The 26,098-nt window shown below is 63.6% G+C and carries 24 protein-coding genes; 14 read left to right on the top strand and 10 right to left on the bottom strand.

Annotation, left to right across the window (positions count from 1 at the left end):
- The first annotated feature begins 6 nt into the window (after positions 1–6).
- The 6 genes from tsaE (at position 7) to NKH73_RS00960 (ending at position 9,820) form a co-directional block, all read left to right on the top strand.
- The gene (tsaE, locus tag NKH73_RS00985) at positions 7–1,518 is read left to right on the top strand and encodes a tRNA (adenosine(37)-N6)-threonylcarbamoyltransferase complex ATPase subunit type 1 TsaE (protein WP_352926789.1); all 1,512 of its coding nucleotides are present in this window, start codon (positions 7–9) and stop codon (positions 1,516–1,518) included.
- The gene (locus NKH73_RS00980; RefSeq protein WP_352926787.1) at positions 1,515–2,285 is read left to right on the top strand and encodes a nucleotidyltransferase family protein; all 771 of its coding nucleotides are present in this window, start codon (positions 1,515–1,517) and stop codon (positions 2,283–2,285) included. Before tsaE ends, NKH73_RS00980 begins: the two co-directional genes overlap by 4 nt.
- On the top strand, positions 2,282–5,401 hold the full coding sequence (gene addB, locus NKH73_RS00975; protein ID WP_352926784.1) for a double-strand break repair protein AddB: 3,120 nt from the start codon (positions 2,282–2,284) through the stop codon (positions 5,399–5,401). Before NKH73_RS00980 ends, addB begins: the two co-directional genes overlap by 4 nt.
- On the top strand, positions 5,398–8,910 hold the full coding sequence (addA, locus tag NKH73_RS00970; protein ID WP_352926781.1) for a double-strand break repair helicase AddA: 3,513 nt from the start codon (positions 5,398–5,400) through the stop codon (positions 8,908–8,910). The genes addB and addA overlap by 4 nt, the downstream gene beginning before the upstream one ends.
- A 74-nt stretch (positions 8,911–8,984) precedes the next feature.
- A complete protein-coding gene (trxA, locus tag NKH73_RS00965; protein WP_027152031.1) occupies positions 8,985–9,308 on the top strand; it encodes a thioredoxin in 324 nt (107 codons plus the stop codon).
- A gap of 230 nt (positions 9,309–9,538) precedes the next feature.
- The gene (locus tag NKH73_RS00960; RefSeq protein ID WP_352926777.1) at positions 9,539–9,820 is read left to right on the top strand and encodes a cupin domain-containing protein; all 282 of its coding nucleotides are present in this window, start codon (positions 9,539–9,541) and stop codon (positions 9,818–9,820) included.
- 42 nt (positions 9,821–9,862) lie between these two features.
- On the opposite strand, the gene NKH73_RS00955 is transcribed toward NKH73_RS00960, so the two are convergent.
- The 6 genes from NKH73_RS00955 to NKH73_RS00930 form a co-directional block, all read right to left on the bottom strand.
- Positions 9,863–10,282 carry a VOC family protein gene (locus NKH73_RS00955; protein ID WP_352926774.1) on the bottom strand — a complete coding sequence of 140 codons (420 nt, stop codon included), beginning with the start codon at positions 10,280–10,282 and terminating at the stop codon, positions 9,863–9,865.
- A gap of 62 nt (positions 10,283–10,344) precedes the next feature.
- A complete protein-coding gene (locus NKH73_RS00950; RefSeq protein WP_352926771.1) occupies positions 10,345–11,670 on the bottom strand; it encodes a bifunctional folylpolyglutamate synthase/dihydrofolate synthase in 1,326 nt (441 codons plus the stop codon).
- A gap of 62 nt (positions 11,671–11,732) precedes the next feature.
- A complete protein-coding gene (gene accD, locus NKH73_RS00945; RefSeq protein WP_352926768.1) occupies positions 11,733–12,659 on the bottom strand; it encodes an acetyl-CoA carboxylase, carboxyltransferase subunit beta in 927 nt (308 codons plus the stop codon).
- Between the two features lie 97 nt (positions 12,660–12,756).
- Positions 12,757–13,596: a tryptophan synthase subunit alpha gene (trpA, locus tag NKH73_RS00940; RefSeq protein WP_352926766.1), complete on the bottom strand. Its 840-nt coding sequence runs from the start codon at positions 13,594–13,596 to the stop codon at positions 12,757–12,759.
- Positions 13,597–13,598: 2 nt separating this feature from the next.
- Positions 13,599–14,849, bottom strand: coding sequence for a tryptophan synthase subunit beta (trpB, locus tag NKH73_RS00935; RefSeq protein WP_352926763.1), 1,251 nt, complete (start codon positions 14,847–14,849; stop codon positions 13,599–13,601).
- An 87-nt stretch (positions 14,850–14,936) separates the two neighbouring features.
- Positions 14,937–15,596 carry a phosphoribosylanthranilate isomerase gene (locus tag NKH73_RS00930; RefSeq protein ID WP_352927643.1) on the bottom strand — a complete coding sequence of 220 codons (660 nt, stop codon included), beginning with the start codon at positions 15,594–15,596 and terminating at the stop codon, positions 14,937–14,939.
- 108 nt (positions 15,597–15,704) lie between these two features.
- Between NKH73_RS00930 and NKH73_RS00925 the strand changes: the two genes are divergently transcribed.
- Entirely contained in the window at positions 15,705–15,923 is a 219-nt protein-coding gene (locus tag NKH73_RS00925; protein WP_352926760.1) for a hypothetical protein, read from the top strand.
- A gap of 39 nt (positions 15,924–15,962) precedes the next feature.
- Here the strand turns inward: NKH73_RS00925 and NKH73_RS00920 are convergent, their stop codons facing one another.
- From NKH73_RS00920 to NKH73_RS00905, 4 genes are all read right to left on the bottom strand, one after another.
- Complete coding sequence (locus tag NKH73_RS00920; RefSeq protein WP_095484457.1) at positions 15,963–16,721, bottom strand: M48 family metallopeptidase; 759 nt, start codon at positions 16,719–16,721, stop codon at positions 15,963–15,965.
- Positions 16,722–16,819: 98 nt separating this feature from the next.
- Complete coding sequence (locus NKH73_RS00915) at positions 16,820–17,308, bottom strand: DUF2852 domain-containing protein (protein ID WP_352926756.1); 489 nt, start codon at positions 17,306–17,308, stop codon at positions 16,820–16,822.
- A 116-nt stretch (positions 17,309–17,424) separates the two neighbouring features.
- Entirely contained in the window at positions 17,425–18,567 is a 1,143-nt protein-coding gene (locus NKH73_RS00910) for a benzoate/H(+) symporter BenE family transporter (RefSeq protein ID WP_352926753.1), read from the bottom strand.
- Between the two features lie 4 nt (positions 18,568–18,571).
- Positions 18,572–19,336, bottom strand: coding sequence for an alpha/beta hydrolase (locus tag NKH73_RS00905; protein WP_352926750.1), 765 nt, complete (start codon positions 19,334–19,336; stop codon positions 18,572–18,574).
- 214 nt (positions 19,337–19,550) lie between these two features.
- Between NKH73_RS00905 and infC the strand changes: the two genes are divergently transcribed.
- From infC to pheT, 7 genes are all read left to right on the top strand, one after another.
- Positions 19,551–20,087, top strand: a complete 537-nt coding sequence (infC, locus tag NKH73_RS00900) for a translation initiation factor IF-3 (protein WP_095484453.1) — start codon at positions 19,551–19,553, stop codon at positions 20,085–20,087.
- A gap of 196 nt (positions 20,088–20,283) precedes the next feature.
- On the top strand, positions 20,284–20,883 hold the full coding sequence (locus NKH73_RS00895) for a methyltransferase family protein (protein ID WP_352926747.1): 600 nt from the start codon (positions 20,284–20,286) through the stop codon (positions 20,881–20,883).
- A gap of 326 nt (positions 20,884–21,209) precedes the next feature.
- Complete coding sequence (rpmI, locus tag NKH73_RS00890) at positions 21,210–21,413, top strand: 50S ribosomal protein L35 (RefSeq protein ID WP_006201248.1); 204 nt, start codon at positions 21,210–21,212, stop codon at positions 21,411–21,413.
- A gap of 149 nt (positions 21,414–21,562) precedes the next feature.
- Entirely contained in the window at positions 21,563–21,964 is a 402-nt protein-coding gene (gene rplT, locus NKH73_RS00885; RefSeq protein WP_006201247.1) for a 50S ribosomal protein L20, read from the top strand.
- A gap of 141 nt (positions 21,965–22,105) precedes the next feature.
- Positions 22,106–23,194 (top strand): phenylalanine--tRNA ligase subunit alpha, encoded by a 1,089-nt coding sequence (pheS, locus tag NKH73_RS00880; RefSeq protein WP_352926744.1) that lies wholly within the window; start codon positions 22,106–22,108, stop codon positions 23,192–23,194.
- Entirely contained in the window at positions 23,191–23,646 is a 456-nt protein-coding gene (locus tag NKH73_RS00875) for a GFA family protein (RefSeq protein WP_352926742.1), read from the top strand. Before pheS ends, NKH73_RS00875 begins: the two co-directional genes overlap by 4 nt.
- Positions 23,643–26,051, top strand: coding sequence for a phenylalanine--tRNA ligase subunit beta (pheT, locus tag NKH73_RS00870; protein ID WP_352926739.1), 2,409 nt, complete (start codon positions 23,643–23,645; stop codon positions 26,049–26,051). Before NKH73_RS00875 ends, pheT begins: the two co-directional genes overlap by 4 nt.
- Positions 26,052–26,098 lie beyond the last annotated feature (47 nt).

The following is a 26,098-nucleotide window of genomic DNA, read 5'->3' as shown; positions in this document are numbered from 1 at the left end:
CGTTCGATGGCAGGCGTGGTGCTGGAGCGTTTTCTCGCCGACGAGGCTGCGACCGCAAGGCTGGGCGAGGATCTGGCCATGTCGCTGCGCCCCGGCGACGTGCTGGCGCTCAAAGGCGATCTCGGCGCCGGCAAGTCGAGTTTGGCGCGGGCGCTGATCAGGGCAATGACCGACGATGCCGGTCTCGACGTGCCGAGCCCGACCTTCACGCTCGTCCAGAGCTATGAGGCGCGTGTTCCCGTGCATCATTTCGACCTCTATCGCCTGTCCTCGGCATCCGAACTGGACGAACTGGGTTTCGACGAGGCACTGGCGCAAGGCGCTGCCCTGGTCGAATGGCCGGAACGGGCAGAGGACTATTTGCCAGGGACTTCAGTGCTGATCGAACTGATCCACCAGGGCGACGGGCGCCTGGCGAGATTATCGGGACAAGGCGCTGCCTTCGAGCGCGCGGCGCGATCGCTGGCGATGCGCGATTTCCTGGATGAGGCCGGCTGGGGTGAAGCGCAGAGACGATACTTTATCGGCGACGCCTCGGCCCGCTCCTATGAGATCGTCTCGCTGGCCGGCTTGCCGCCGCGCGTGTTGATGAATTCGCCGCGGCTGGTGCTCGGGCCGCCGGTCCGCGACGGCAAGCCCTATGCGGTGATCGCCCACACGGCGCAATCCGTCTCGGCCTTCGTCGCCATCGACCGCGCGCTGCGGGCCGGCGGCGTGAGCGTCCCGGAGATCCACGCGCAGGACCTGGACCAGGGCTTTCTTCTGCTGGAACATCTCGGCTCGGAGGGATTTCTCGGCCAGCGGGGTCAGCCGGTGGCCGCACGCTATGCGGCGGCGGCCGAACTGCTTGCCATGATGCATGGCAAAACATGGCCCGATCGCATTGAGGCCGCGCCCGGCGTCTTTCACGACGTGCCGCCTTTCGACCGTGACGCCATGATGATCGAAGCCGAATTGCTGCTCGACTGGTATGTGCCGGCAATATCGAGCGGACCGGCAAGCGATGCCTTGCGCGCCGGCTATAACAGCGAATGGAATGCGGTCCTCGACCGGCTGGAAGGGCGCGAATACACGCTCATGCTGCGCGACTTTCATTCGCCCAACATTATCTGGCGCGTCAATCGTACCGGTCACGACCGCCTTGGGATCGTCGATGTCCAGGACGCGCTGGTCGGTCCGTCCGCCTATGACCTCGCCTCGCTTGCCACGGATGCGCGCGTCACGGTTTCGCCTGAGATCGAGAAGCGGACGCTCGAAGCCTATATCGCCGCTCGCCATAAGGCTGGCGCCTTTGACGAAGACGAATTCGTCGAGACCTATGCGATCATGGCCGTGCAGCGCAATTCGAAGATACTCGGCATTTTCGTTCGGCTCGAAAAGCGCGACGGCAAGCCCTATTATCTAAAACACCTGCCGCGCATTCGCGATTATCTTCGGCGGGCGCTGGCGCATCCGGCGTTGGCAAGCCTCCGGGATTTCTACATCGCCCACGGCTTGCTGGAGGAGCGGGCGCTGTGACGGCGCACCCCAAAACCGCGATGGTGCTCGCCGCCGGGCTTGGCAAGCGCATGCGGCCAATCACCGATACGATGCCGAAACCGCTGGTCAAGATATCGGGCAAGACATTGCTCGACTGGGGCCTGGACAGCCTGGCCGAGGCAGGCGTCACCAAGGCTGTCGTCAATGTCCATTATTTCCCCGGGCAGATCGTCTCGCATGTCGCCGGGCGCGATGCGCCGAAGGTGGTCATATCGGACGAAAGCGAAGCACTGCTCGATTCCGCCGGCGGTATTGTCCATGCCTTGCCGGAATTGGGGGAACGACCCTTCTATACCGTCAACGCCGACACGTTCTGGATCGATGCCGGTTCGCCAAACCTTGCTCGTCTCGCCCTTGCATGGGATGCGACGAAAATGGATATTCTGCTGATGCTCGCAGATATCAAGTCAGCAACCGGACACAGCGGCGGTACCGATTTCCTGATGGCGCCGGACGGCGCCTTGCGGCGTTCGAAGGGCGATCCGGCGGGCCTGATTTACGCAGGTGCGGCCATTGTCCATCCGCGCCTTTTTAGGGATGCGCCGGCCGGGCCGCATTCGCTCAACGCCTATTTCGATGCCGCCATTGCCACTGGGCGCCTGTTCGGCATGGCGATGCAGGGCCATTGGATCACCGTCGGCACGCCCGACGCCATTCCGCTTGCGGAAGCCGCCGTCGCCGCCGCCCTTGCTCAGTCGCCCACCGCTCCTGCCGAGTTGACCACCACTCCTACCGAGTTGAAATGAGCGGCTCTCGCCGCGTTTTCTCGATCCCGCCCGGAGCGCCGTTCCTGCCGACGCTGGCCGAGGCCCTGCTGTCGGGGCGGCTCGTTTCGGGCTTCCGGTTCGATGGCGACCCGCTCGCATTGGCCGACGCCACCATCTACGTGCCGACGCGCCGCGCTGCGCGGGCGCTGCGCGGCGTCTTCGTCGACCGTCTCGGTGGCCGCTCGGCGATCCTGCCGGTCATCCGCCCGCTTGGCGAGTTCGACGAGGACGAAGCTGCATTCGAGGCCGACGCATCGGCGGCGATCGATCTCGCGCCGCCGATCGCCGCGATCGAGCGGCTGCTGCTGCTGGCGCCGCTGGTGCGCGCCTGGAAGCGCCGCCTGCCGGCCCATGTCGCAGCACTTTTCGACGAGGAGATCGTTGTGCCGGCCTCCGCCGCCGACGCCATCTGGCTGGCGCGCGACCTGGCCCGGCTGATGGACGAGATCGAGACCGAAGGCACGGACTGGACCAGGCTCGCCGATCTGGTGACCGGCAATCTCGCCGGCTGGTGGCAAGTGACGCTCGACTTCCTGAGCATCGTCACCGAAAACTGGCCAGATATGCTCGAAGAACGTAACCGCTCCAACCCCGCCGCGCATCGCAATGCGCTGATCAGGCTGGAAGCGGCGCGGCTGAAGCGCAACCCGCCCACCGGGCCGGTGATCGCCGCCGGCTCCACCGGATCGATCCCGGCCACGGCGGAATTGCTTGCCGTGATCGCCGGCCTGCCCGGCGGCGCCGTCGTGCTGCCCGGCCTCGACACGACGCTGGACGAGCCGTCCTGCCAGGCAATCGCGGCGCCCGGCGCGCGGCCTGCCTTGCTTGGCCATCCGCAATACGGCCTGGCAAAACTGGTCGGCAAAATCGGCGTGCTGCGCGGCGATGTCGAGGAGATCGCAATTGCCGAAAGGCCGCTCGCGCTACGCGCCGCACTTGTCGGCGAGGCGCTGCGGCCGGCCGAAACCACCGAGTTGTGGACGCGAACGCGGCTCCGCTTTACAGCCCGAGACATCACTGACGCCTTGGCCGACGTGACGCTTCTCGAAGCCGCCGGCGAGCGCGACGAAGCCGTGGCGATCGCCGTCGCGCTCAAACGCGCCGTCGAGCAGCCTGGTCGGCGCGCAGCACTCGTCACCGGCGACCGCGCCCTGGCGCGGCGCGTTTCGGTCGAGCTGTTGCGCTTCGGCGTCGTCGCCGACGATTCTGGCGGCACGCCGCTCATCAACACGCCAGCCGCCAGCCTGCTCAGGTTGGTGCTTCAGGCCGCCTTCCGCCCCGGCGATCCGGTCGCCCTGCTGTCGCTGCTCAAGCATCCCTTGCTTGGCCTCGGCATGGAGCGCGCAAGCGTCCGTCATGCGGCGGAGATCATCGAACTGGTGGCGCTGCGCGGCGGTACCGGCCGCCCCGACATAGCATCGCTGCCGGAGCTCTTCGAGGCCCGCCTCACCGGCCTGGGCAGCACCCGGCCGCCCTTCTGGTTCTCCCGCCTGACCGTGCGAAACATCGAAGGCGCCCGCGAATTGCTCGTCCGCCTTGCCGCGGCACTGGCGCCGCTGATTGCCTTTCGCAGTCAAGCCGAAGCCGATCTTGCCGAATTGACCCGGGCCAGTGTCGTCGTGCTTGAAAGCCTGGGCCGCACTACGGACGGCAGCGTGAGCGAACTCTATGCGGGTGATGCCGGCGAGAAACTTGCCGAGCTCTTGCGTGGGCTGGTCGCCGCCTCGGTGTCGTTCTCCTTCGCGGCTGACGAATGGCCCGATGTGATGGAGGCGCTGATCGCGCCTGAGACGGTCAAGCCGGCACAAGGCACCGACAGGAACATTGCCATTTGGGGCGCGCTGGAAGCCCGGTTGCAGAACGTCGACACGCTGGTCGTCGGCGGGCTCAACGAAGGCGTGTGGCCGCGCAAGCCGGAAAGCGACCGCTTCATGTCGCGGCTGATGAAGACCGGCATCGATCTCGAACCGCCCGAACGGCGCATCGGCCTGGCCGCCCATGATTTCCAGATGGCGATGGGCGCGAAGAAAGTGGTGCTGGCGCGCTCTGCCCGCTCCGGCGACGCGCCCGCTGTGCCGTCGCGCTGGCTGCAGCGCCTCCTGACCTTCATCGGCAAGGATCATGCGGCGGTGCTACGGCTGCGCGGCGATGAAGTCCTGTCCTGGGCACGTGCGCTCGATGCCGGCGAAAGAAGAGATTTTGCGCCCCGGCCGCAGCCGAAGCCGCCGCTGACGGTGCGGCCGCAGCATTTCTCCGTCACTGAAATCGAGACGCTGCGCCGCGATCCTTACGCGATCTACGCCAGGAGGATTCTCGGCCTGATGCCGCTCGATCCGGTCATCCGCGACCCGGGCGCCGCCGAGCGCGGCACGCTGTTCCACGCCATCCTGCATCTTTTTTCGCGCACGGTCGCCGATCCGCTTGTGCCGGAGGCGCTGGACGGTCTCATCGCCGCCGGCCGCGCATGCTTTGCCGAGGCGGCTCTTCCTCCCGATGTCGAGGCAGTATGGTGGCCGCGCTTTGAAAAGCTCGCCGCCGGCATCGTGGAATGGGAGCGCGGCCGCGCCTCCGCCGTGACGATGCGGTATGCCGAGGAGCGCGCCGAGAAAACCGGCGTCGGCGGGTCCGGCGTGACGCTGTCGGGCTACGCCGATCGCGTCGACCTGCTGGCCGGCGGCATGGCCGACATCCTGGACTACAAGACCGGCTCCTCGCCATCCAAGGCGCAGGCCCATACGCTGCTTTCGCCGCAACTGGCGCTCGAAGGGGCGCTGCTCAGGCGCGGCGCCTTCAAGGGGCTTGGCCCGCGCGAGCCGTCGCAACTGGCCTTCATCAGGCTGAAGCCGAATGGCGAAGTGTTCGAGGAATCCATCCTCGAACACAACCGCAAGCCGCGAACCGCCGCCGATCTCGCCGAGGAGGCCTGGGCGCGGCTCGAAAAACTGCTGATCCACTATGCCGACCCGGCGACCTTCTATCTGTCGCGCGCGCTGCCCTTCCGCGAGGGCGAGACCGATGGCGACTACGACCATCTCGCCCGTGTGCTCGAATGGTCCGCCGGCGGCGACGCCGACGACGAGGGAGGGGAGGCATGAAGAAGGCCTATCCCATCCCGACCGACACCGCCGCCAGCCAGGCAAGTGCCTCCGACCCGCAAAACTCCGCCTGGGTGTCGGCCAATGCCGGATCGGGCAAGACCCATGTGCTGGCCCAGCGCGTCATCCGGCTCCTGCTTCGCGGCACCGATCCGTCGAAGATCCTGTGCCTGACCTATACCCGCGCCGCCGCCGCCAATATGTCGAACCGGGTGTTTTCGACTTTGTCGGAATGGACAGCGCTTGACGACGCTGAACTGGCGACAAGGATCGAGGCGCTGGACGGCCGACAGCCCGATCGCGAAACCATGCGCCGCGCGCGCCGGCTGTTTGCCGAGGCGCTGGAAACGCCGGGCGGGCTGAAGATCCAGACCATCCATGCCTTCTGCGAATCGGTGCTGCACCAGTTCCCGCTGGAAGCCAACATACCGGCCCATTTCGAAATGCTCGATCCGCAGATGGAGGCGTCGCTCTTCGCCGCCGCCCGCCGTGAAATGATCTCGGGCACGGCCGCCGGCGATGCCGGGCTGGCCGAGGCCTTCGCCACCATTCTGGAACGCGGCGGCGAACACGGGCTCGACGCATTGCTGGCCGAGATCGTGCGCAAGCGCGACGGTTTGCGCGCCTTCATAAGTGCGGCCGGCGGCGATGGCTTCCGGGCGCTGTTCGACGAGTTCAGGTTTCGCGCTGGCCAGACCGCCGAAGGCCTGGCGGCGTCCGTCTGGCCGCTGCCGGGCTTCCTGCCGGATTATTTCATCACCTTTGCCCGCGCCGCCGAAGCCGCCGATGCCCGCCTCGTGCTGAACAATCTTCTGCCCTATGCGCGTCTTGCCTTCGCCGAGGATGATCCGGTTCGCCGGCTGCAATTGCTGGCAAAAGCCTTTCTGCGGGCGGATGGCGAGCCTTATGAGCCGGCAAAGACCTTCAAGAAGGCACTGCTCGACCGGTTGCCGGATCTTGCCGAGCGCTATCTGGCAGCGGCCGATGCGATCCTCGAAATCTCCGACCGGCTGGCCTTGTTCAGGATGCTGGAGGGCACGCGCGCCGCGCTGACCATCGCCGACTGGCTGATCGCCCGTTACGAGCACCTCAAGCGTGCCCGCGGCTTCCTCGACTTCAACGATCTCATCACCCGAACGGTCAATCTTCTGGCGCGGCCTGATGCCGGCCCATGGGTGCAATACAAGCTCGACCAGGGCATCGACCATATCCTGCTCGATGAGGCGCAGGACACAAGTCCGGACCAATGGGAAGTGGTGAAGCGGCTGGCGGAAGAGTTCTTTGCCGGGCTCGGCGCGCGCGACAATGTTCACCGCACGGTCTTTGCCGTCGGCGACGAAAAGCAGTCGATCTATTCCTTTCAAGGCGCGGCGCCCGATTCCTTCGCCGACTCAAGGCTGCTGTTTTCCGGAAGGGTGCGCGATGCCAACGCCGCTTTCGCCGACCTCAAGCTGACCTGGTCCTTCCGCTCGACCGACGACGTGCTTGCGGCGGTGGACCGTGTCTTTGCCGACCCGATCGTGCGGCGCGGCATCAGCCATGATCCCGACCCGCTGAACCACAGGGCGATCCGCACCGATGCGCCGGGCTATGTCGAGGTCTGGCCGTCGATCGGTGCAGACGTCGTCGATGAACCCGACGACTGGACGCAAGCCGTCGACCACGCTCGTGCGCCGGCGGTGCGCGTTGCCGAAAACGTGGCGGCGACCATTGCCGGCTGGATCGGCGCCGGCGAGATCATCGAAGGCCGCGGCAAGAAGCTTCGACCCGGCGATGTCCTGGTGCTGGTGCGCAAGCGCGATCGTTTCGTCCATGCGCTGACGCGCGCGCTGAAGCGCCGCGACATCCCGGTCGCCGGCGCCGACCGGCTCAGCCTGCCCGGCCATATCGCGGTGAAGGACCTGGTCGCGCTCGGCCACTTTCTCATCCAGCCCGAGGATGATCTGTCGCTGGCCGCCGTGCTGCGCAGCCCGATTTTCGATGTTTCGGAAGAGATGCTTTTTGCGCTCGCGGGCGAGCGGCCGTCCGGTCTCTCGCTGATAGCTTCGCTGCGCAGGCAGGCCGGCGAAAGCGCTGCCTTGGCCGCAATCATTGCCCAACTCGACACATGGTCTGATGAAGTCGCCTTCAAGCCGGTGTTCGAATTCTATGCCGGGGCTCTCGCCCGCGACGGCCTGCGCAAGAAAATGATCGCGCGGCTCGGGCCGGAGGCCGGCGACATCCTCGACGAGTTCCTGAGCTTTTGCCTGGCCGAGGAACGGACCGGCCTGCCGGGACTGGAATCGTTCCTGTCGACGCTGGAAAATGCCGGCCCCGAGATCAAGCGCGAAATGGACCAGACCCGCGACGAGGTTCGGGTCATGACCGTGCATGCCGCCAAGGGCCTGGAGGCGCCTGTCGTGTTCCTGGTAGACGGCGGTTCCGCCCCGTTCAGCGACCAGCATCTGCCGAGACTGATGCCGTTCGATGGCTCGGGCGACCATTGGGACGGCAAGGGCTATCTCTGGCGCTCGTCCAGCGATGTCGCAAATGGATTTTCGCGGGCCGCCTCGGTCCGTGCTCGCGAACTTGCCGATGACGAATATCGTCGGCTGCTCTATGTCGGCATGACCCGCGCCGAGGACCGGCTGATCGTCTGCGGCTATCACGGCAAGCGGGCGCCGAATGCCGGCACCTGGCATTCGATCGTCAGCCGCGCGCTGGTCGGCGCTCCCGAAAGCGCTGCACGGCAGCACCCTGCCACCGGCGAGACGGTGCATCGGTTTCACGTGACAAAATTGCCGCCGGTCGCACATGCGGCTGCCGAGGAGGCGGCGCAGACGCAACAGTTCGAGCCGTTGCCGAAGAGCCTGTTCCAACCCTTGCCGCCGTTCGAGGACCTGCCGCGGCCGCTGTCGCCGTCCGGCGCCTCGGCGTTGATCGACGAGGCCAAGGAAGCCGTGATCGACACCGGCTCGCCGGTGCTGGACACCGAGGCGGAGCCCGGCTTTGCCGTGATGCGCGGATTGGCGCTGCACAAATTGCTGCAGATGCTGCCCGGCATTGCCGAGGCCGAACGCCGGGATGCCGCGGAGCGCTATCTCAGGCGCGCCGGCGCGCAATGGCCTGATGCCGAGCGCGACAAGGCCCTGGCCTCGGTGGCGGCAATCCTTGCCGACAGCCGCTTCGCGCCACTGTTTGCAGCATCGTCGCGCGCCGAAGTTGCGATCATGGGCAGCCTGGAGGTGACCGGCAAATTACGCTCCATCTCCGGCAAGATTGACCGGCTGGCGGTCACATCAGGCAAGGTGTCGATCGTCGACTACAAGACCAACCGGCCGGCGCCTGCAAGCTTGGCAGACGTTCCGCCAGCCTACGTTCTGCAACTCGCGCTCTATCGCGCGCTGCTCAAGCCACTTTACCCCGGCCATGAGGTCTCCGCGGCGCTGCTGTTCACGGAAGCGCCACGGCTGATCGAGCTGCCACCGGCGGCCATGGACGATGCTCTTGCCCGACTCACGGGAGCGTGACACAACAGCTGCTTGAAGAAGGGCACGATCACCACCACATTTGGTGCGACAATAACTCTCGAAAGGATTTTCGCATGGCCACCGTCAAGGTCGACAAGAGCAATTTCCAGACTGATGTGCTTGACGCCAAGGAGCCGGTCGTGGTCGATTTCTGGGCGGAATGGTGCGGCCCGTGCAAGATGATCGCGCCGGCGCTGGAAGACATCGCCATCGAACTCGGCAGCAAGGTGAAGATCGCCAAGCTCAATATCGACGAGAATCCCGAGCTGGCCGCGCAGTTTGGGGTGCGCTCGATCCCGACGCTGATGATCTTCAAGGGCGGCGAAATGGCAGACATGAAGGTCGGCGCAGCCCCCAAGACGGCGCTGTCGCACTGGATCAACGGCAATCTCGCCTGATCCGACCCGAAATTCCGCAGACAAGCCCGGCCATCGCGCCGGGCTTTTCTTTGGCGTTATCGCTCAACGCCTCTGGCCCTCGCGCGCGATGCCTCCATGTCTTCTGCTTAGAGCAATTCTAGGAAAAGTGCGTAGCGGTTTTCCGTTCGGAATTGCGTAAAAACAAACACTTAGAGCGGGTCAGCGTTTCTATCAAAGCTGAACCGCTCTAGGAAAGACAGGAGAACCCCATGACCGGATCCGCCAAGGCCACCGTCTTCATCGACAATGAACGCGTCATCGTCACCGAATACCGTTTCCAGCCGGGCGACAACACCGGCTGGCATCGCCATGGCCATGACTATGTCATCGTGCCGTTGATGGACGGCAGGCTGAAGATCGTGACCAAGGACGGCGAATCCTTCGCCGAGATGAAGCAGGGAGCGCCCTATTTCCGCAAGGAAGGCGTCGAGCACGACGTCATCAGCGCCAATGAAAGCGAATACGCCTTTATCGAGATCGAGCTGAAGTAATCCACCAAGGTCGTCTCAGGCCGCCATAGGCTGGAGGCGCGCTCACCAATCCGCGATACGATCGCCTCCGACGAATTGTGCACTTTTCTCAGTATATTCAAACAGTTCTATCTTCACGTCGTTAGGATCGCGAATCCACGCTTGGTAGGTATCATCGCACGCGTGTTTCTTTGACGTGACAGCAACTCCTTTCGACCTTACGTGGGCGATCGCTGCGTCAATGTCTTCCACTTCAAGGCAGAAGTGGTTGATCTGGTTCAAGTCGCTATAGCTGGCCCCTTCTTTCTGGAACACCTCGACGTGACTGCGGCTGCCGCAATTGAGGTAGAAACCAAAGATCTTCCCGTCGCGCAGGAAATTGAACTGAGTGTCCATGCCGAGGACGTCCCGATAGAAGCTTCGCGTCACTTCGAGGTCATTCGCGAAGATGCAAACGTGAGCGAGCTGCTTTACCTTAATCATGACTGGCTCCTCGCGGTGATCGGACAATGTCCGGCGTCATCGTGGCCTGGTGAACGCACGCCTCAAACCGGCGGCGTGCCGTTTTCGGCCAGGACCGCGCCGGCCAGATAGAGCGAACCGCCGATCAGGATGCGCGGCGGTGGTCCGTCCCATGTGTCGCGCAGCAGCATCAGCGCATTGGCAACGGAGCTCACCGGTTCAGCCGACAGGCCAGCCTCGACGGCGCGGACCGCCAGTTCGTCATTTGGCACGCTAGCCTCGCTGAGGCTCACCGGGACCGTGTAGACATGCCGCACCAGACCTTTGAAGGCGCGGAAATAACCGCTCTGGTCCTTGGTGTTGATCATGCCGGAAATCAGGAACAGCGGCCGTGGGTTCTTTTCCTCCTGTTCGGCCAGCGCCTCGGCGACGACCACGCCGGCGCCCGGATTGTGGCCGCCGTCGAGCCAGATGTCGGCGCCCGCCGGCGCCAGTTCCGTCAGCCTGCCTGGCGGCAATTTTTGCATCCGCCCCGGCCAGGCGACGTTGGCCATCGCCTTGTCGGCGACGCGATGGCTGATCTCGAAGCCCGCCGCCTTGACCGCCGCAATCGCCGCCGCCGCATTGGCGAACTGATGGCGCCCCGGCAGCCGCGGTGGCGACAGGTCCATCAATCCGTCTTCGTCCTGATAGACCATGCGGCCGTTTTCCTCGAAGGCCAAGAAATCCTGGCCATAGACGAAGGCGGGACAGTCGAGCCGTTCGGCGGTTTCGATAAGCACCTGAAGCGCCGTCTCGCTTTCCTGCGCGCCGATGACCACCGGGCAACCGCCTTTGATGATGCCGGCCTTTTCGGCAGCGATCAGTTCGACACGGTCGCCGAGAAAGGATTCGTGGTCGAGCGAGACCGGCATGATCACCGACACCGCGGGCTCGGTGATGACGTTGGTGGCGTCGAAGCGGCCGCCGAGGCCAACCTCGATGATGACGGCATCTGCCGGATGTTCGGAAAACAGCAGGAAGGTGACGGCGGTGAGGATTTCGAAGACGGTGATCGTCTCGCCTTCATTGGCCTTGGCGACGCGGGCGATGGCGTCGGCGAAGACATGATCCTCGACCAGCCTGCCGCCGCCTTCGGCGGCCAGCCGGTAGCGCTCATGCCAGTTCACCAGATGTGGCGATGTGTGGACGTGGACGCGGTGGCCGGCTGCTTCGAGCAGCGCCCTCGAGAAGGCGGCACACGAGCCTTTGCCATTGGTGCCGGCAATGTGGATGACCGGCGGCAAATGGTCCTGCGGATTGCCCAACCGTTCCAGCAGCCGCGAAATGCGGTCGAGCGAAAGATCGAAGCCTTTCGGATGGAGCGCCATCAGGCTTTCGATTTCGCGGTCGGCGGCAAGCGTCGTCATGGGAGAATCCTAGGCGTGCCACAGATGGCGCGCAATCGCGGTTCGCGACGAAGGATGTCGCGTCAGGCTTGCGGACGTGCTTCCGCCGGGATCGCCGCCGGCGGCAGGATTTCCGGTTCCATCGGTTTTTGCTCTTCGGGCAGCTTGAGCAGCATTTTCAGGAGCCGCGCGATCGTCTGGCGCATCTCCAGCCGCGACACCACCATGTCGACCATGCCGTGCTCCATCAGATACTCCGAGCGCTGGAAGCCGTCGGGCAGCTTTTCCCTGATGGTCTGCTCGATGACGCGCGGCCCGGCAAAGCCGATCAGCGCGCCGGGCTCGGCAATGTGCACATCGCCCAGCATGGCATAGGAGGCGGTGACGCCGCCTGTGGTCGGATTGGTCAGGACGACGATATAGGGGAGACCGGCCTCCTTCAGCCGATCGACGCCGATCGTGGTTCTCGGCAATTGCATGAGCGACAGGATACCTTCCTGCATGCGGGCGCCGCCGGAGGCCGCGAACAGGATCAGCGGCCGCTTGCGTTGCAGAGCGACCTCGAAGCCCCGAACGATGGCCTCCCCGGCGGCCATGCCGAGCGAGCCGCCCATGAAGGCGAAGTCCTGCACGGTCACCACCACCGGCAGCCCCTCGACGGTGCCCAGCGCATTGATAATCGCGTCCTCCAGCCCGGTCTTGGCCTTGGCGTCCTTCAGCCGGTCGGTGTAGCGCTTCTCGTCGCGGAATTTCAGCGGATCCTGCACCACCTTGGGGTTTTCGAGCGCTTCGTATTTGCCGTCGTCGAAGAAGAATTTCAGGCGCTCCTTGGCCGAGATCTTCATGTGATGGCCGGAGGACGGGATGACGAACTGGTTCTGCTCCAGATCCTTGTGGAAGACCATCTCGCCGGTCTCGGGATCCTTGATCCAGAGATTCTCAGGCATGTCGGTGCGCCGGCCGAGCATCGAATTGATCTTCGGGCGAACGTAGTTGGTGATCCAGTTCATCGCTTCGGCTCCTGTCCTGACGAGGAATTAGTGCATGTCGCCCAAAAGTGGAAACCGGTTTTGGGATTACGACATGCACAAACCTGGTCTAAGAAAACTATTCGGCGGCAGCAAGGCGGGCCGCGCGCACGCCTTGCGAAAGGCCGCTGACCAGCGTGGCCACCGCCTCGGCCGGGTCGGCGGTCTTCTCGCCCTTCGGCCCCAGCACATTGGCGACCGCATTGACGATCGCGGTGCCGACAACGACGCCATCGGCGTTGGCGCCGATCACGCGCGCCTGCTCGGCGGTCTTGACGCCGAAGCCGACGCAGACCGGCAGGTCGGTATGGCCCTTGATGCGCCCGACCGCCGCCGCGACCTTATCGGTGTCGGCAAGTGCGGAACCGGTGATGCCGGTCATCGACACGTAGTAGACGAAGCCGGAAGTGTTCTGCAGCACCTTGGGCAGGCGCTTGTCGTCGGTGGTCGGCGTCGCCAGCCGGATGAAGTTGATGCCGGCCTTCAGCGCCGGAATGCACAATTCCTCGTCCATCTCCGGCGGCAGGTCGACGACGATCAACCCGTCTATGCCGCTGGCCAGCGCATCCCTGAGGAAGCGGTCGACGCCGTGGATGTAGATCGGATTGTAGTAACCCATCAAAACGATCGGCGTTTCCTGGTCGGTGGCGCGGAATTCCGACGCCATTTTCAGCGTTTTGACCAGCGTCTGGCCGCCTTTCAGCGCGCGCAGGCCGGCGGCCTGGATGGCCGGGCCGTCGGCCATCGGATCGGAGAACGGCATGCCCATTTCGATGATGTCGGCGCCTGCCTTGGGCAGCGCCTTCATGATCGACAAAGCGGTGTCGTAGTCGGGGTCGCCGCTCATGAAATAGGTGACAAGCGCCGGGCGGCCTTCATTCTTGAGCTTGGCCATGCGGCGGTCGATGCGGGTGGTCATGATCAGATCTCCATGCCCAGCATATTGGCCACCGTGTGCACGTCCTTGTCGCCGCGGCCGGACAAATTGACGATGACGATCTGGTCCTTGTCCATGGCGGGCACGATTTTCACCGCATGCGCGATGGCATGGGCGGATTCGAGCGCCGGAATGATGCCTTCGACGCGCGTCGTCAGCTGAAACGCCTCTAGCGCCTCGTCATCGAGAACAGGCACATAGTCGACGCGGCCGGAGTCGCGCAGCCAGGAATGCTCCGGTCCGACGCCCGGATAATCGAGGCCGGCAGAGATCGAGTGGCCGTCCATGATCTGCCCGTCGGCGTTCTGCAGGAGGTAGGTGCGGTTGCCGTGCAGCACGCCGGGAGCGCCGGCACTCATCGAGGCGCAATGCTCTATGCCGTCGAGGCCGCGGCCGCCGGCTTCGATGCCGATGATGCGGACCTCTTTGTCGTCGAGGAAGGGATGGAACAGGCCGATGGCGTTCGAGCCGCCGCCGACGGCGGCGATGATCGTGTCCGGCAGCCGGCCTTCCTGCTCGAGGATCTGGGCGCGCGCCTCGGTGCCGATCACCGACTGGAAGTCGCGCACCAGCTCCGGATAGGGGTGCGGACCGGCAGCGGTGCCGATCAGGTAATAAGTATCCTCGACATTGGTCACCCAATCCCGAAGTGCTTCGTTCATGGCATCCTTCAGTGTGCCGTGGCCCGCGGTCACCGGCCGCACCTCGGCGCCGAGCAGCTTCATGCGGAAGACGTTCGGGCTTTGCCGGGCGACGTCGGTGGCGCCCATATAGACGACGCAAGGAAAGCCGAAACGCGCCGCCACCGTGGCCGACGCCACGCCGTGCTGGCCGGCGCCGGTCTCGGCGATGATGCGCTTCTTGCCCATGCGCTTGGCCAGCAGGATCTGGCCGAGGCAGTTGTTGATCTTGTGCGAGCCGGTGTGGTTCAAATCCTCGCGCTTGAAATAGACTTTCGCGCCGCCCCCAAGGCCCTTCGCCGCGGAAACCTCACGAAGATGCCTGGTCAGGCCTTCGGCGAAATAAAGCTTCGACGGCCGCCCGGCATAATGGGTCGAAAGATCAGTCAGTTCGGCCTTGAAGTCCGGGTCGTTCTTGACCTCGTTCCAGTGCCGTTCCAGGTCGAGGATCAGCGGCATCAGCGTCTCGGCGACGAAGCGGCCGCCAAAGATGCCGAACATGCCCTGTTCGTCGGGTCCGGTGCGGAAGGAATTGGGTGTCGCCGGCTTGCTCATCGCCGATCTCCTACTTCTTGTTTTGGAGCATGTCCTTGTCGGAAAACCGGTTTCCACTTTTTCGGGACATGCTCCGGGTTCTATCCTTCAGGCGGCGCGGTTGTCGCGCGCTGCCCTGACGGCCCGGAAAAACTGTTCGATCAGCGCCGGATCCTTGACGCCCGGCGCGCTTTCCACGCCCGAGGAAACGTCTAATCCGGGCGGGTTGGCAAGCCGAAGGGCATCGCCGATATTGGCGGCGTTGAGCCCACCGGAAAGCATGTAATCGACGCCTGCGTCAAGGCCGGCCAGAATGCGCCAGTCGAAGGCAACGCCGTTGCCGCCCGGCAGTTCCGAACCCTTCGGTGGCTTGGCGTCGAACAGGAAGCGGTCGGCAATGCCGACGAAGGGTTTTAGCCGCTCCAGATCGGCAACCTCGCTGACCGACAGCGCCTTCATCACCGGCAGGCCATAGCGCGCCTTCAACTCGGCCACCCGCTCCGGCGTTTCCGAGCCATGCAGCTGCAGCATGTCGGGCTGCATCTTTTCGACGATTTCGTCCAGGAACGCATCGCCGGCGTCGACCGTCACGGCAACCGCCTTGGCCTTGCCGATTGCCGCTTCACGCAACCGGCCAGCTTCCGTAGGCTCGACATAACGCGGGCTTTTGGCAAAGAAAATGAAGCCGACATGGCTGGCGCCGCCGGCTAATGCCTCGGCCAACGCCTTGTCGGTCTTCAATCCGCATATCTTGATGTCGAGCGCCATGGCGCGGGATTGGCACGAAACGGCAAAAGAGTCGAGAAAAAGCATCCTGTTTGCCGGCGTTGGGAATAGCCCTAGTTTCAATGGATGGATGAAAGGCGGGAGCAAACCATGACGGACAAGACAGTTGCAGAGCTTAGGCAAAAGATCGCGCAGGCCCGCGAGGTCATTGCGCATTTAATGGACAAGGCGGCCTTCAACGGCGCCGAGGCACACCGCGCGCTGGATTATTTCAGCAACGATGAATTCGAGAGGAATTTTTTGCCTTGGCCGCGCCATGGCGATGAGGGGCTGCGGCCGGAAGAACTCAACGCCGCGAACGATGATTAAGCTCCTTGCTCCGCCCTAGGATGCCCTCTGCTCTGCATCCTACTCGAACATGATCGCTTGCAGCGCGCCGCCATTGCGCTTGAGCCAGTCCTTGCAGCGCTCGGTGTCGGGGCAAAGCTGCTCGCATAATTTCCAGAATTTCGGGCCGTGGTTCATCTCCTTGAGATGCGCCACCTCATGCGCGACCAGGTAATTTATAACAGGCGACGGCGCCATCATGATGCGCCAGGAGAAGGACAAATTGCCGTCGGAGGTGCACGATCCCCAGCGGCTCGACGTGTCCTTGAAGCGGATCGCCTTGGCGCGCTTGCCGACCGCCCCTGTGTGCTTGACCACCAGCGCCTCGATCTCGCGCTTGGCTTCGCGCTTGAGAAAATCGGCGATGCGGCGCGGCAGGTGCACGCGGTCGCCATGCACGATCATCAGCGGACCGCGTTCGTCGCGCGACAGCGTGACGGTGCCGCGTTTCGAAGGCTCATGAACGATACGATGCGGCACGCCGCGCACCGGTACCTTGATGCCGGGCCGCACCTGCGGCCGGTTGGGCACCTTGGCCAGGCGCTGCTCCAGCCAGTCCTGATGGCGGTCCAGGAATTTTTCCACCTCACCCCGGCGCAGGCCCGGCGGCACGGTGATGCGCAAGCCGCGGCCGCCGGAATCGATGCGCAGCGTCAGGCGCCGCGCCCGGTCGCTCTCGACGATCTTGAGCGGCAGCGTGCGGCCGGCAACACAATGCTCTCGCTCCACGACGGGAGCGGGCCTGGGTTTGGTCAGGTTGCGGAAGAAGCCGAATGACATGGCCGGACGATACGCGATTCGAGGAAAACGAATAGAACAAAAAAGAAACGGCGCCGCTGACGCGACGCCGTTTTTAATTATTTATCGGGGCAAGGCGCTTACTCGTCCAGCAGGCCTGGCGTGGATTTGCCACCGCGTTTGCCGGTCGCCGTCGAACCGGTAGATCCACCGGTTGTTGTCGACGTCGATTTGTTACGGTTCGCCATGAAGCGGTCGAATTCTTCCTGGTCCTTGGCACGACGCAATTCTCTGGCATATTCGTCGAACTCGCTCAGCATCTCGTCGAGCTTGCGGCGCTCTTCATTGAGCCGCTCGAGTTCCTTTTCGCGCCAGTCGTCGAAAGCGACGTTGCCGGTGCGGGCGGAGCCGTGGCCCCAGCGCGCCGCTTTGTCGGAACCGCGGCGGCAGCCGGCGAAGATGCCGTCGGTGGCGCGGTTGACGTCGCGCTTGAAGCCGTCAAGCCGATCGCCCCAGATGATGTAGGCGAGCATGGCGAGGCCGAGCGGCCAGAACACCATGAAGCCGATCACCATCAGTGCGATGGTCGCCGGCGTCCAGGCCGGACGGATCAATGCAGATGTGTTCATTTCTCCCAATCCTTCAGTTGGAGACAGCCAATCCCGGCTGCGTGGAATCGAAATGGGAAGGGAAAAACGGCGATTCAAGACAGTGTCAGCCAAAACCGGACAAGCAGCTGAAATGATTATCGCTTTTTGAGGGTTTCAAGGGAAAGCATGACCAGGCCCGCAATCAGGCCCCAGAACGCCGGGCCGACGCCGAACAGCGTCAGCCCTGAGGCGGTGACGGCAAAAGTGACGGTGGCGGCCATGCGCTCGCCGTCTTCCTGCAAGGCGATCGACAGCGCGTTGGCGAGCGGCGCCATCAGCGCCAGTCCCGCGACCAGCACGATCAGGCTCTGCGGCAGCACGGCGAAGATCGCCACCAGCGAGGCGCCGAAAATGGCGAACACGAAATAGGCAAGCGCGTAGAAGGGCCCGGTCTTCCAGCGCTCGCCCGGATCGGGATGCACGTCGGGGCCGGTGCAGATCGCCGCCGAGATCGCCGCCAGATTGGTGGTCGAGCCCCCGAACGGCGCCGACAGCAGCGAAAGCAGGCCGGTGACGCCGATCAGCGGGCCGGGGTCTGGGTGATAGCCCGCGGCTCTCAGCACGGCGAGGCCGGACAGGTTCTGCGAGGCCATGGTGACCAGATAAAGCGGCAGCGCCAGGCCGATGATCGCCGTGACGGTGAACTGCGGCGCAATCAGCGTCAATGTCGAAAGTTCCGGCGTCGGCAGGCCGCCGACCCGGCCGGTGAGGAAGGCGGCAGCGCCGCCGCCGATCAGCACCGCCAGCACCGAGAGCGCCGGATTGAACAGGCGGATGACAAAGAAGGCGGCGATCAGCGGCAGGATCAGCCACGGGTCGGCGGGAATGGCCTTCACCGCATTGATGGCGAAAGTGACGACGATGCCGGCCAACATCCCCGACGCGACCGAGGCCGGTATCCTGGCGATCAGCTTGGTCAGAGGCTTGAACAGGCCGGTGGCAATCAGCAAAATCCCGGTGACGATGAAGGCGCCGACGGCCTCGCCGATCGAAAAACCGCTCGATGCCGCGATCAGCGCCACCCCCGGCGTCGACCATGCGGCGATGACCGGCATTCTGGTGCGCCATGACAGCCACAGGCTCTCGATCGCCATGGCGAGGCAGATCGCCGTCACCCAGCTCGCGGTTTCGACCTGCGTCGCGCCGACCGCTTTGGCGGCGGCGATGACGATGGCCAACGTGCCGCCGAAGCCGACAATCGCCGCGACGAAGGCGGATACCGGAATGGAAATGCGCATGTCTCTACCCCGCCTGCCGCACCATGGCGTCGACCGCCCGCACCAGCATGTCGAGATCCTGCGGCCGCGACAGGCGGTGGTCGCCGTCGGGGATCAGCGACAGCGTGACGTCGTCGGCCGGCAGCAGGCCGACCAGTTTCAGCGCATGGCTCGACGGCACGTCCGCATCGGCCAGCCCTTGCAATATATGGACGGGGCAATGGGTGTCGATTGGCCCGTTCATTGTCAGGTTGTTGCGGCCGTCCTCGATCAGCGCACGGGTGTAGATGTAAGGCTCGGCCGAATAGTCCGACGGCTCCTCGAAAAAGCCCTTTTTGGCAAGATCGCGCTTCTGCGCTTTGGTCAGCGCCGGCTCGACCAGCTCCGCCGTGAAATCCGGCGCCGGCGCCAGAAGCACCAGGCCGGCGATGCGGTTCTCGCCCGCCTTTTGTAATTCCTGGACCATGCGCAGTGCGATCCATGCACCCATCGAGGACCCGACCAGGATTTGCCTGCCTTGCGTGAAATGACGGAAGACGGCGAGGCTTTGCGAAAGCCATTTCGAGATGGTGCCGTCGGCAAAGGCGCCACCCGATTCGCCATGGCCGGAATAGTCATGGCGCAGGAAAGCACGGCCTTGCCCGCTCGCCCATTCCGACAGCGTCTCGGCCTTGGTGCCCAGCATGTCGGACTTGTAGCCGCCGAGCCAGACAATGCCAGGTGCCGCACCCGCAGTGCGCCTGGCGGCGATGCTGGTTCCGTCGACATCGAGAAAAACCGATGCGGCCATGGCTAACTCCTTGTGCAGGTCTTTTGACACAGCTGGCGGTTCGACGAAAAGTGCTCGGCAACTTTCTTCGTTTGGTACAGGGGCTGCAGTCAGGGAACAGGTGATTTCCTGTGAACGCTGTGCTATTGACTCCGGCCGCGCGCTCACCACATTGGCGCGTTCACAATCTCGAACTGAAAAACCCTGAACGAAACGGCTCAAGGAGACCACGACCATTCGCAGACCTTTCAAAGCAACGGCGCCCACCAAGGAGGGCCCGCGCTCCAACCGTGACATCCGGGTCCCCCGGGTCCAGCTTATCGACGCCGAAGGCCAGAACCACGGCGATGTCTCCATCAACGACGCATTGCTGCTCGCCGAAGAGGCTGGGCTCGATCTGGTCGAGATATCCCCCAACGCAGTGCCGCCCGTCGTAAAAATCCTCGATCTCGGCAAGCTGAAATACGCCAACCAGAAGAAGGCGGCCGAGGCGCGCAAGAACCAGAAGGTCATCGAGATCAAGGAGATCAAGATGCGCCCGAATATCGACAGCCATGATTACGAGACCAAGATGAAAGCGGTCCGGCGGTTTTTCGAGGAAGGTGACAAGGTCAAGCTGACATTGCGCTTTCGCGGCCGCGAGATGGCGCATATGGAACTCGGCATGCAGCTTCTGAACAAGGTTCGCGAGGAAGTGGCGCCGATCGCCAAGGTCGAAGCCGAACCGAAGCTCGAAGGCCGCCAGATGATGATGGTGCTGGCACCCCGCTAAAAGCGATCCCGTCAAAGCAAAGGCCGCTTCGGCGGCCTTTTGTTTTTGTTTTTGTCTTCGCCATGATTTCTCCGCAAGTTGCCCATGATTTCTCCGCAAGTTGCATCGACAAGGAACCTGGTTGCCGGTCCTCGCGGCAAAGGATTGTTCCATGGCCGCTGCGGCACGTTCTCCGATCGAAAAGTCGTTCGACGAAATGGGCCGCTATCAGCGGCGCCGGCGCCTCCTGCTGGCGCTGCTCGTCGGTGTTTTTTGCGCTTTGCTGATCTTCGGCGGCTCCGCGCACGATGAACTTGGCCACGAACGCATAGAGGGGCAGTACGGGATCGCCCTGATACTGATCGGGATCGGCGGCAGGCTCTGGTCGATCCTCTATATCGGCGACCGCAAGTCGGCCGAAGTGGTTGCTACCGGTCCATATTCGGTGATGCGCAACCCGCTGTATTTTTTCTCTACCATAGCGGCCGCCGGCATCGGCGCCCAGACCGGCAGCGTGATCGTCTCGGTGGCGTCGGCGGTTTTGTGCGGAGCCGCGTTCTACATCGTCACGCTGCGCGAGGAACGGCATTTGACCACCGTGCTCGGGGCGCCGTACAAGGACTACATCGCACGGGTGCCGCGGTTTTTTCCCAATCCCCTGCTTTTTCGCGATCAGGCCGAGGTCACCTTCACACCGCGCGTCTTCAATCACACGCTGCGCGACGGCTTGATGTTCCTGGCTGCCATACCGTTTTTCGAACTTATCGAGTCCGGACAGGAAAGCGGTGTAATTCCCGTCCTCTTCTGGCTGTATTGAGCTGCGATGGGCAGGCAGAGGAGGCGACATGCTATCCGCTTCCCTGCCTCTTTTCCTCGCGCGATTTCGGTTCCCGTGCACCGGCCGAGATAATTACGATAAGATGCTACGCTCGATCCGGTTCGGATAAGATCATGCGATAACTGACTGGACAGAGCGTCGCATCCTTGCAGGTGTTGCGCGCCGGCCCGCTTTGACGTATAGGACCGCCGGTCCCAAAAACCGCCCGGCAGGGCATGCCGTGGCGGTTTCATTTGCTTTTCGGGCTTTGGTCGGCCTGAAGCGAACAAAAAGCGCGATGATGCGCACATAAACGGAGTAGCAAAATGCCCAAGATGAAGACCAAATCGGCCGCCAAGAAGCGGTTCAAGATCACAGGTACGGGTAAAGTCCTGTCGGCTGCGGCCGGCAAGCGTCACGGCATGATCAAGCGTTCCAACAAGTTCATTCGAAATGCCCGCGGCACGATGGTTCTGGCTGAACCGGATGGCAAGAAGGTCATCAAGAATTTTCTGCCGAATGGTCTCTAGGGCATGATGCCAAAAAGTTGCAGACTTTTTGGAAAACATCATGCGCCAAACATAAGAACATTCGGTCCGGACACGCATTTGTTTTACGCAATTCCGAACGGAAAACCGCTAGGCACTTTTCCTGGAATTGCTTTTAAGGAGATCATGACATGGCACGCGTAAAAAGAGGCGTCACCTCGCACGCCAAGCACAAGAAGGTCCTGAAAGCCGCCAAGGGTTTCTACGGCCGCCGCAAGAACACCATCCGCATCGCCAAGCAGGCGGTGGAAAAGTCGCTGCAGTATGCCTACCGCGACCGCAAGAACCGCAAGCGCTCGTTCCGCGCGCTGTGGATCCAGCGCATCAATGCCGCGACCCACGAGCATGGCCTGACCTATGGCCGCTTCATCGACGGCCTCAACAAGGCCGGCATCGAGATCGACCGCAAGATCCTGTCGGACATGGCTATCCATGAGCCGCAGGCATTTGCCGCACTTGTGGCCAAGGCCAAGGTCGCGCTCGAATACCTCAAGAACACCACGCCGAACGCTTTTGAAAGCGCTGTCGCCTAAGCCAGCGCTTCCCAAGCATTCGCAATTCTGATTTTGGGGAACCCGCGCTGGCACGGCTGGCGCGGGTTTTCTTACGCCTGAACTTTCAACTTAAAAGTGACTTTCACTTTAAAGCTGATTTCCAACGTAGCGAGTTTGACCGTGAACGACGCAACCACCGGCCTCGAAGCCTCACTTTTAGCTGAAATTGCTGCCGCCGCCGACGAGCAGGCGATCGAAGCCGTTCGCGTCGCTGCCCTCGGTAAGAAGGGCTCGGTCTCCGAAATTCTGAAGACGCTCGGCTCGATGGGCGCAGAAGAGCGCCAGATAAAGGGCCCGGCCATCAACGGCCTCAAGAACCGCGTCACCGAGGCGCTTACCGCGCGCCGCGCCGAGCTGAAGGATGTAGCGATCGCGTCACGGCTCGCGGCGGAAAAGGTCGACGTGACGCTGCCGGTGCGGCAATCGCCGGCCGAGCGCGGCCGCATCCATCCGATCAGCCAGGTCAGCGACGAGATCGCGGCGATCTTCGGCGACCTCGGTTTCGCCATCGCCGAAGGTCCCGATATCGAGACCGATTACTACAATTTCACCGCGCTGAATTTCCCGGAAGGCCATCCGGCGCGCGAGATGCACGACACCTTCTTCTTCCAGCCGGACGAGAAGGGCGAGCGCAAGCTTTTGCGTACCCACACCTCGCCGGTGCAGATCCGCACGATGGAGATGCAGAAGCCGCCGATCCGCATCGTCATTCCCGGAAAGACCTACCGGCAGGATTCCGATGCCACCCATTCGCCGATGTTCCATCAGGTCGAGGGGCTGGTGATCGACAAGACGGCCAATGTCGCCAACATGAAATGGGTGCTGGAGGAGTTCTGCAAGGCCTTCTTCGAGGTTCCGCAGGTCAAGATGCGCTTCCGGCCGTCCTTCTTCCCGTTCACCGAACCAAGCATGGAGGTCGACATCCAGTGCGACCGTTCGCGGCCGGGCGAGGTGCGCTTCGGCGAAGGCTCCGACTGGATGGAGATCCTCGGCTGCGGCATGGTGCACCCCAATGTGCTCAGATATGGCGGGCTCGATCCCGACGAGTATCAGGGCTTTGCCTGGGGCATGGGCATCGACCGCATCGCCATGCTGAAATACGGCATGCCGGACCTGCGCGCCTTCTTCGACGCAGATGTGCGCTGGCTGTCGCATTACGGTTTCCGGCCGCTCGACATGCCGACGCTGTTCGCAGGCTTGAGCGCATGACAGCGGCCCACACCGGCGGCTGCCGCTGCGGCGCAGTGCGGTTCGAGGCTTCGGCCGAACCGCACCATGTCAGCTATTGCCATTGCGGCGATTGCCGGCGCGCCAGCGGCGCGCCGGTGTCGGCCTTTGTCGGGTTCTTGACTGAGCAGATCACCTTCACGGGCAAGGCGCTGAAGATGTTCGAGAACGGGTCGGTGACGCGCTCTTTTTGCGGGGTCTGCGGCTCGCCGATCGCCTATGTCGACGAGCGGCTGGCCGACCACATTTATTTCATGCTCGGCGCCATGGACATGCCGGCCTATTTCAAGCCGACGCACCACGCCCATGTGCGCGAGCAGCTTCCCTTCGTTCACATGCCGGACGACTTGCCGAGACATCTGAAGACCAGCGTGCCCAGACCTGCCAACTTGCAAAGTCCTGATGGGCAAAGACCAGACGGAACACAGTCATGAAATTCACCCTCTCCTGGCTCAAGGATCACCTCGAGACCGACGCCTCGCTGGCGGAGATCGTCGAGCGGCTGACCTCGATCGGCCTGGAAGTCGAGCATGTCGACGACAAATCGAGCCTGAAGCCCTTCGTCATCGCAAAAGTGCTGACGGCGGTGCAGCATCCCGACGCCGACCGGCTGCGCGTGCTGACCGTCGATACCGGCGACGGCAAGCCACCGGTGCAGGTTGTGTGTGGAGCGCCGAACGCCCGCGCGGGCCTGATCGGCGCGTTTGCAGCACCCGGCACCTATGTTCCCGGCATCGACGTGACGCTGACCGTCGGCAAGATCCGCGGCGTCGAAAGTCACGGCATGATGTGCTCCGAGCGCGAGCTTGAACTTTCCGACGAGCATGACGGCATCATCGACCTGCCGGAAGATGCGCCGGTCGGCACCAGCTACGCCGCCTATGCCCATCTCGACGACCCGCTGATCGAGATCAACCTGACGCCGAACCGGCCGGACGCAACCAGCGTCTACGGCATCGCCCGCGATCTGGCGGCGAGTGGGCTCGGCCGCCTCGTCGGCGGCGCCATCATGCCGCATGCCGGCAGCGGCATGTGCCCGGTGAAGGTGACGATCGAGGCGCCGGAGCTCTGCCCCGGCTTCGCGCTGCGCCTGGTGCGCGGCGTCAAAAATGGCCCGTCGCCGAAATGGCTGCAGCAGCGGCTGATCGCCATTGGTCTCAGGCCGATCAGCGCGCTGGTCGACATCACCAATTACGTCACCTTCGACCGCGGCCGGCCGCTGCATGTGTTCGACGCGAACAAGGTCGCCGGTAACCTTACCGTGCGCCGGGCGCGCGACGGCGAAAAGGTGCTGGCGCTCGATGGCCGCGAATACACGCTGACGCCCGAAATGTGCGTCATCGCCGACGAGGACGGCGTCGAATCCATCGCCGGCATCATGGGCGGCGAGCATTCCGGCTGCGACGAGAACACGTCAGACGTGCTGATTGAATCGGCGCTTTGGGATCCGATCACCACGGCCCGCACCGGCCGGTCTCTCGGCATCATCAGCGATGCGCGCTACCGGTTCGAGCGCGGCGTCGACCCTGAATTCATGGTTCCAGGGGTAGAGCTGGCGACCAAGCTGGTGCTGGATTTCTGCGGCGGCACGCCGAGCGAAACCGAAGTCGTCGGCTATGCCGGCCATGTCGAGAAGATCGTGGCCTTCCCGCTGTCGGAAGTGAGGCGGCTGACCGGCATCGAGGTGCCGAGGGCCGAAACCCTCGACATTCTCGCCCGCCTCGGCTTCAAGCTGCAAGGCGCAGGCGATGTCGTCGATGTCGCTATGCCGTCCTGGCGGCCGGATGTCGACGGCAAGGCCGATCTGGTCGAGGAGGTCATGCGCATCCATGGCGTCGACAACATCGCCCCGCAGCCGCTCGGCGCGCATGATGCCGTCAACGCCAAGATCCTGACTGTGCTGCAGGTCCGCACCCGCGCCGCCAAGCGGGCGCTGGCCGTGCGCGGCATGATGGAGGCCGTCACCTGGTCGTTCATCCCGGCAAAACATGCCGAGTTGTTCGGCGGCGGCCAGACCGCATTGAAGCTCGCCAATCCGATCGCCGCCGACATGTCGGACATGCGGCCCTCGCTGCTGCCCGGCCTGATCGCCGCTGCCCAACGCAATGCCGACAAGGGCGTCGGCGATGTCGCGCTGTTCGAAGTGTCGGGTACCTATGAGGGCGATGCGGCCGACCAGCAGCGGCGCGTCGCCGCCGGGGTGCGGCGCGGCACGGCCAAGCTCGACGGCTCCGGCCGTCATTGGGCCGGCAATGCCGGCGCTGTCAGCGTGTTCGATGCCAAGGCCGATGCGATCGCAGCACTGGAAGCCTGCGGCGCGCCGGTCGAGCGGCTGCAGATCGAGGCCGGCGGCCCGGCCTGGTATCACCCCGGCCGTTCCGGCACGATCAAGCTCGGGCCCAAAGTCATTTTGGGAACATTCGGTGAATTCCATCCGAAGACCCTGGAAGGGCTTGACGTTTCCGGGCCGCTCTGCGGTTTCGAAGTGTTCGTCGACGCCGTGCCCGAGCCGAAGGTCAAGCCGACGCGGACGAAACCGAAGCTGGAGCTGTCCGCGTTCCAGGCGGTCAAGCGCGATTTCGCCTTCGTCGTCGACAAGGCAGTCGAAGCCGCCACGCTGACCCGTGCCGCTCTTGCCGCCGACAAGAAGCTGATCACCAACGTCTCGGTTTTCGATGTTTTCGAAGGGGCGTCGCTGGGTGCTGCCAAGAAATCGGTCGCCATCGAAGTGTCGATCCAGCCGGTCGAAAAAACGCTGACCGACGAAGATTTCGAGGCGCTGGCAAAGCGTATTGTCGAGAATGTACACAAGCAGACCGGCGGCGTGCTCCGGGCATAGATTGGCAACAAGAAGGGGCGCTGGAGCGCCCCTTCGAATTTTCATCC

The sequence above is a fragment of the Mesorhizobium sp. M0938 genome, from assembly GCF_040319125.1.
GTDB lineage: Bacteria > Pseudomonadota > Alphaproteobacteria > Rhizobiales > Rhizobiaceae > Mesorhizobium > Mesorhizobium robiniae.
Note: the sequence above shows the minus strand (reverse complement) of the source record. Positions and strands in the feature narration are given on the sequence as shown.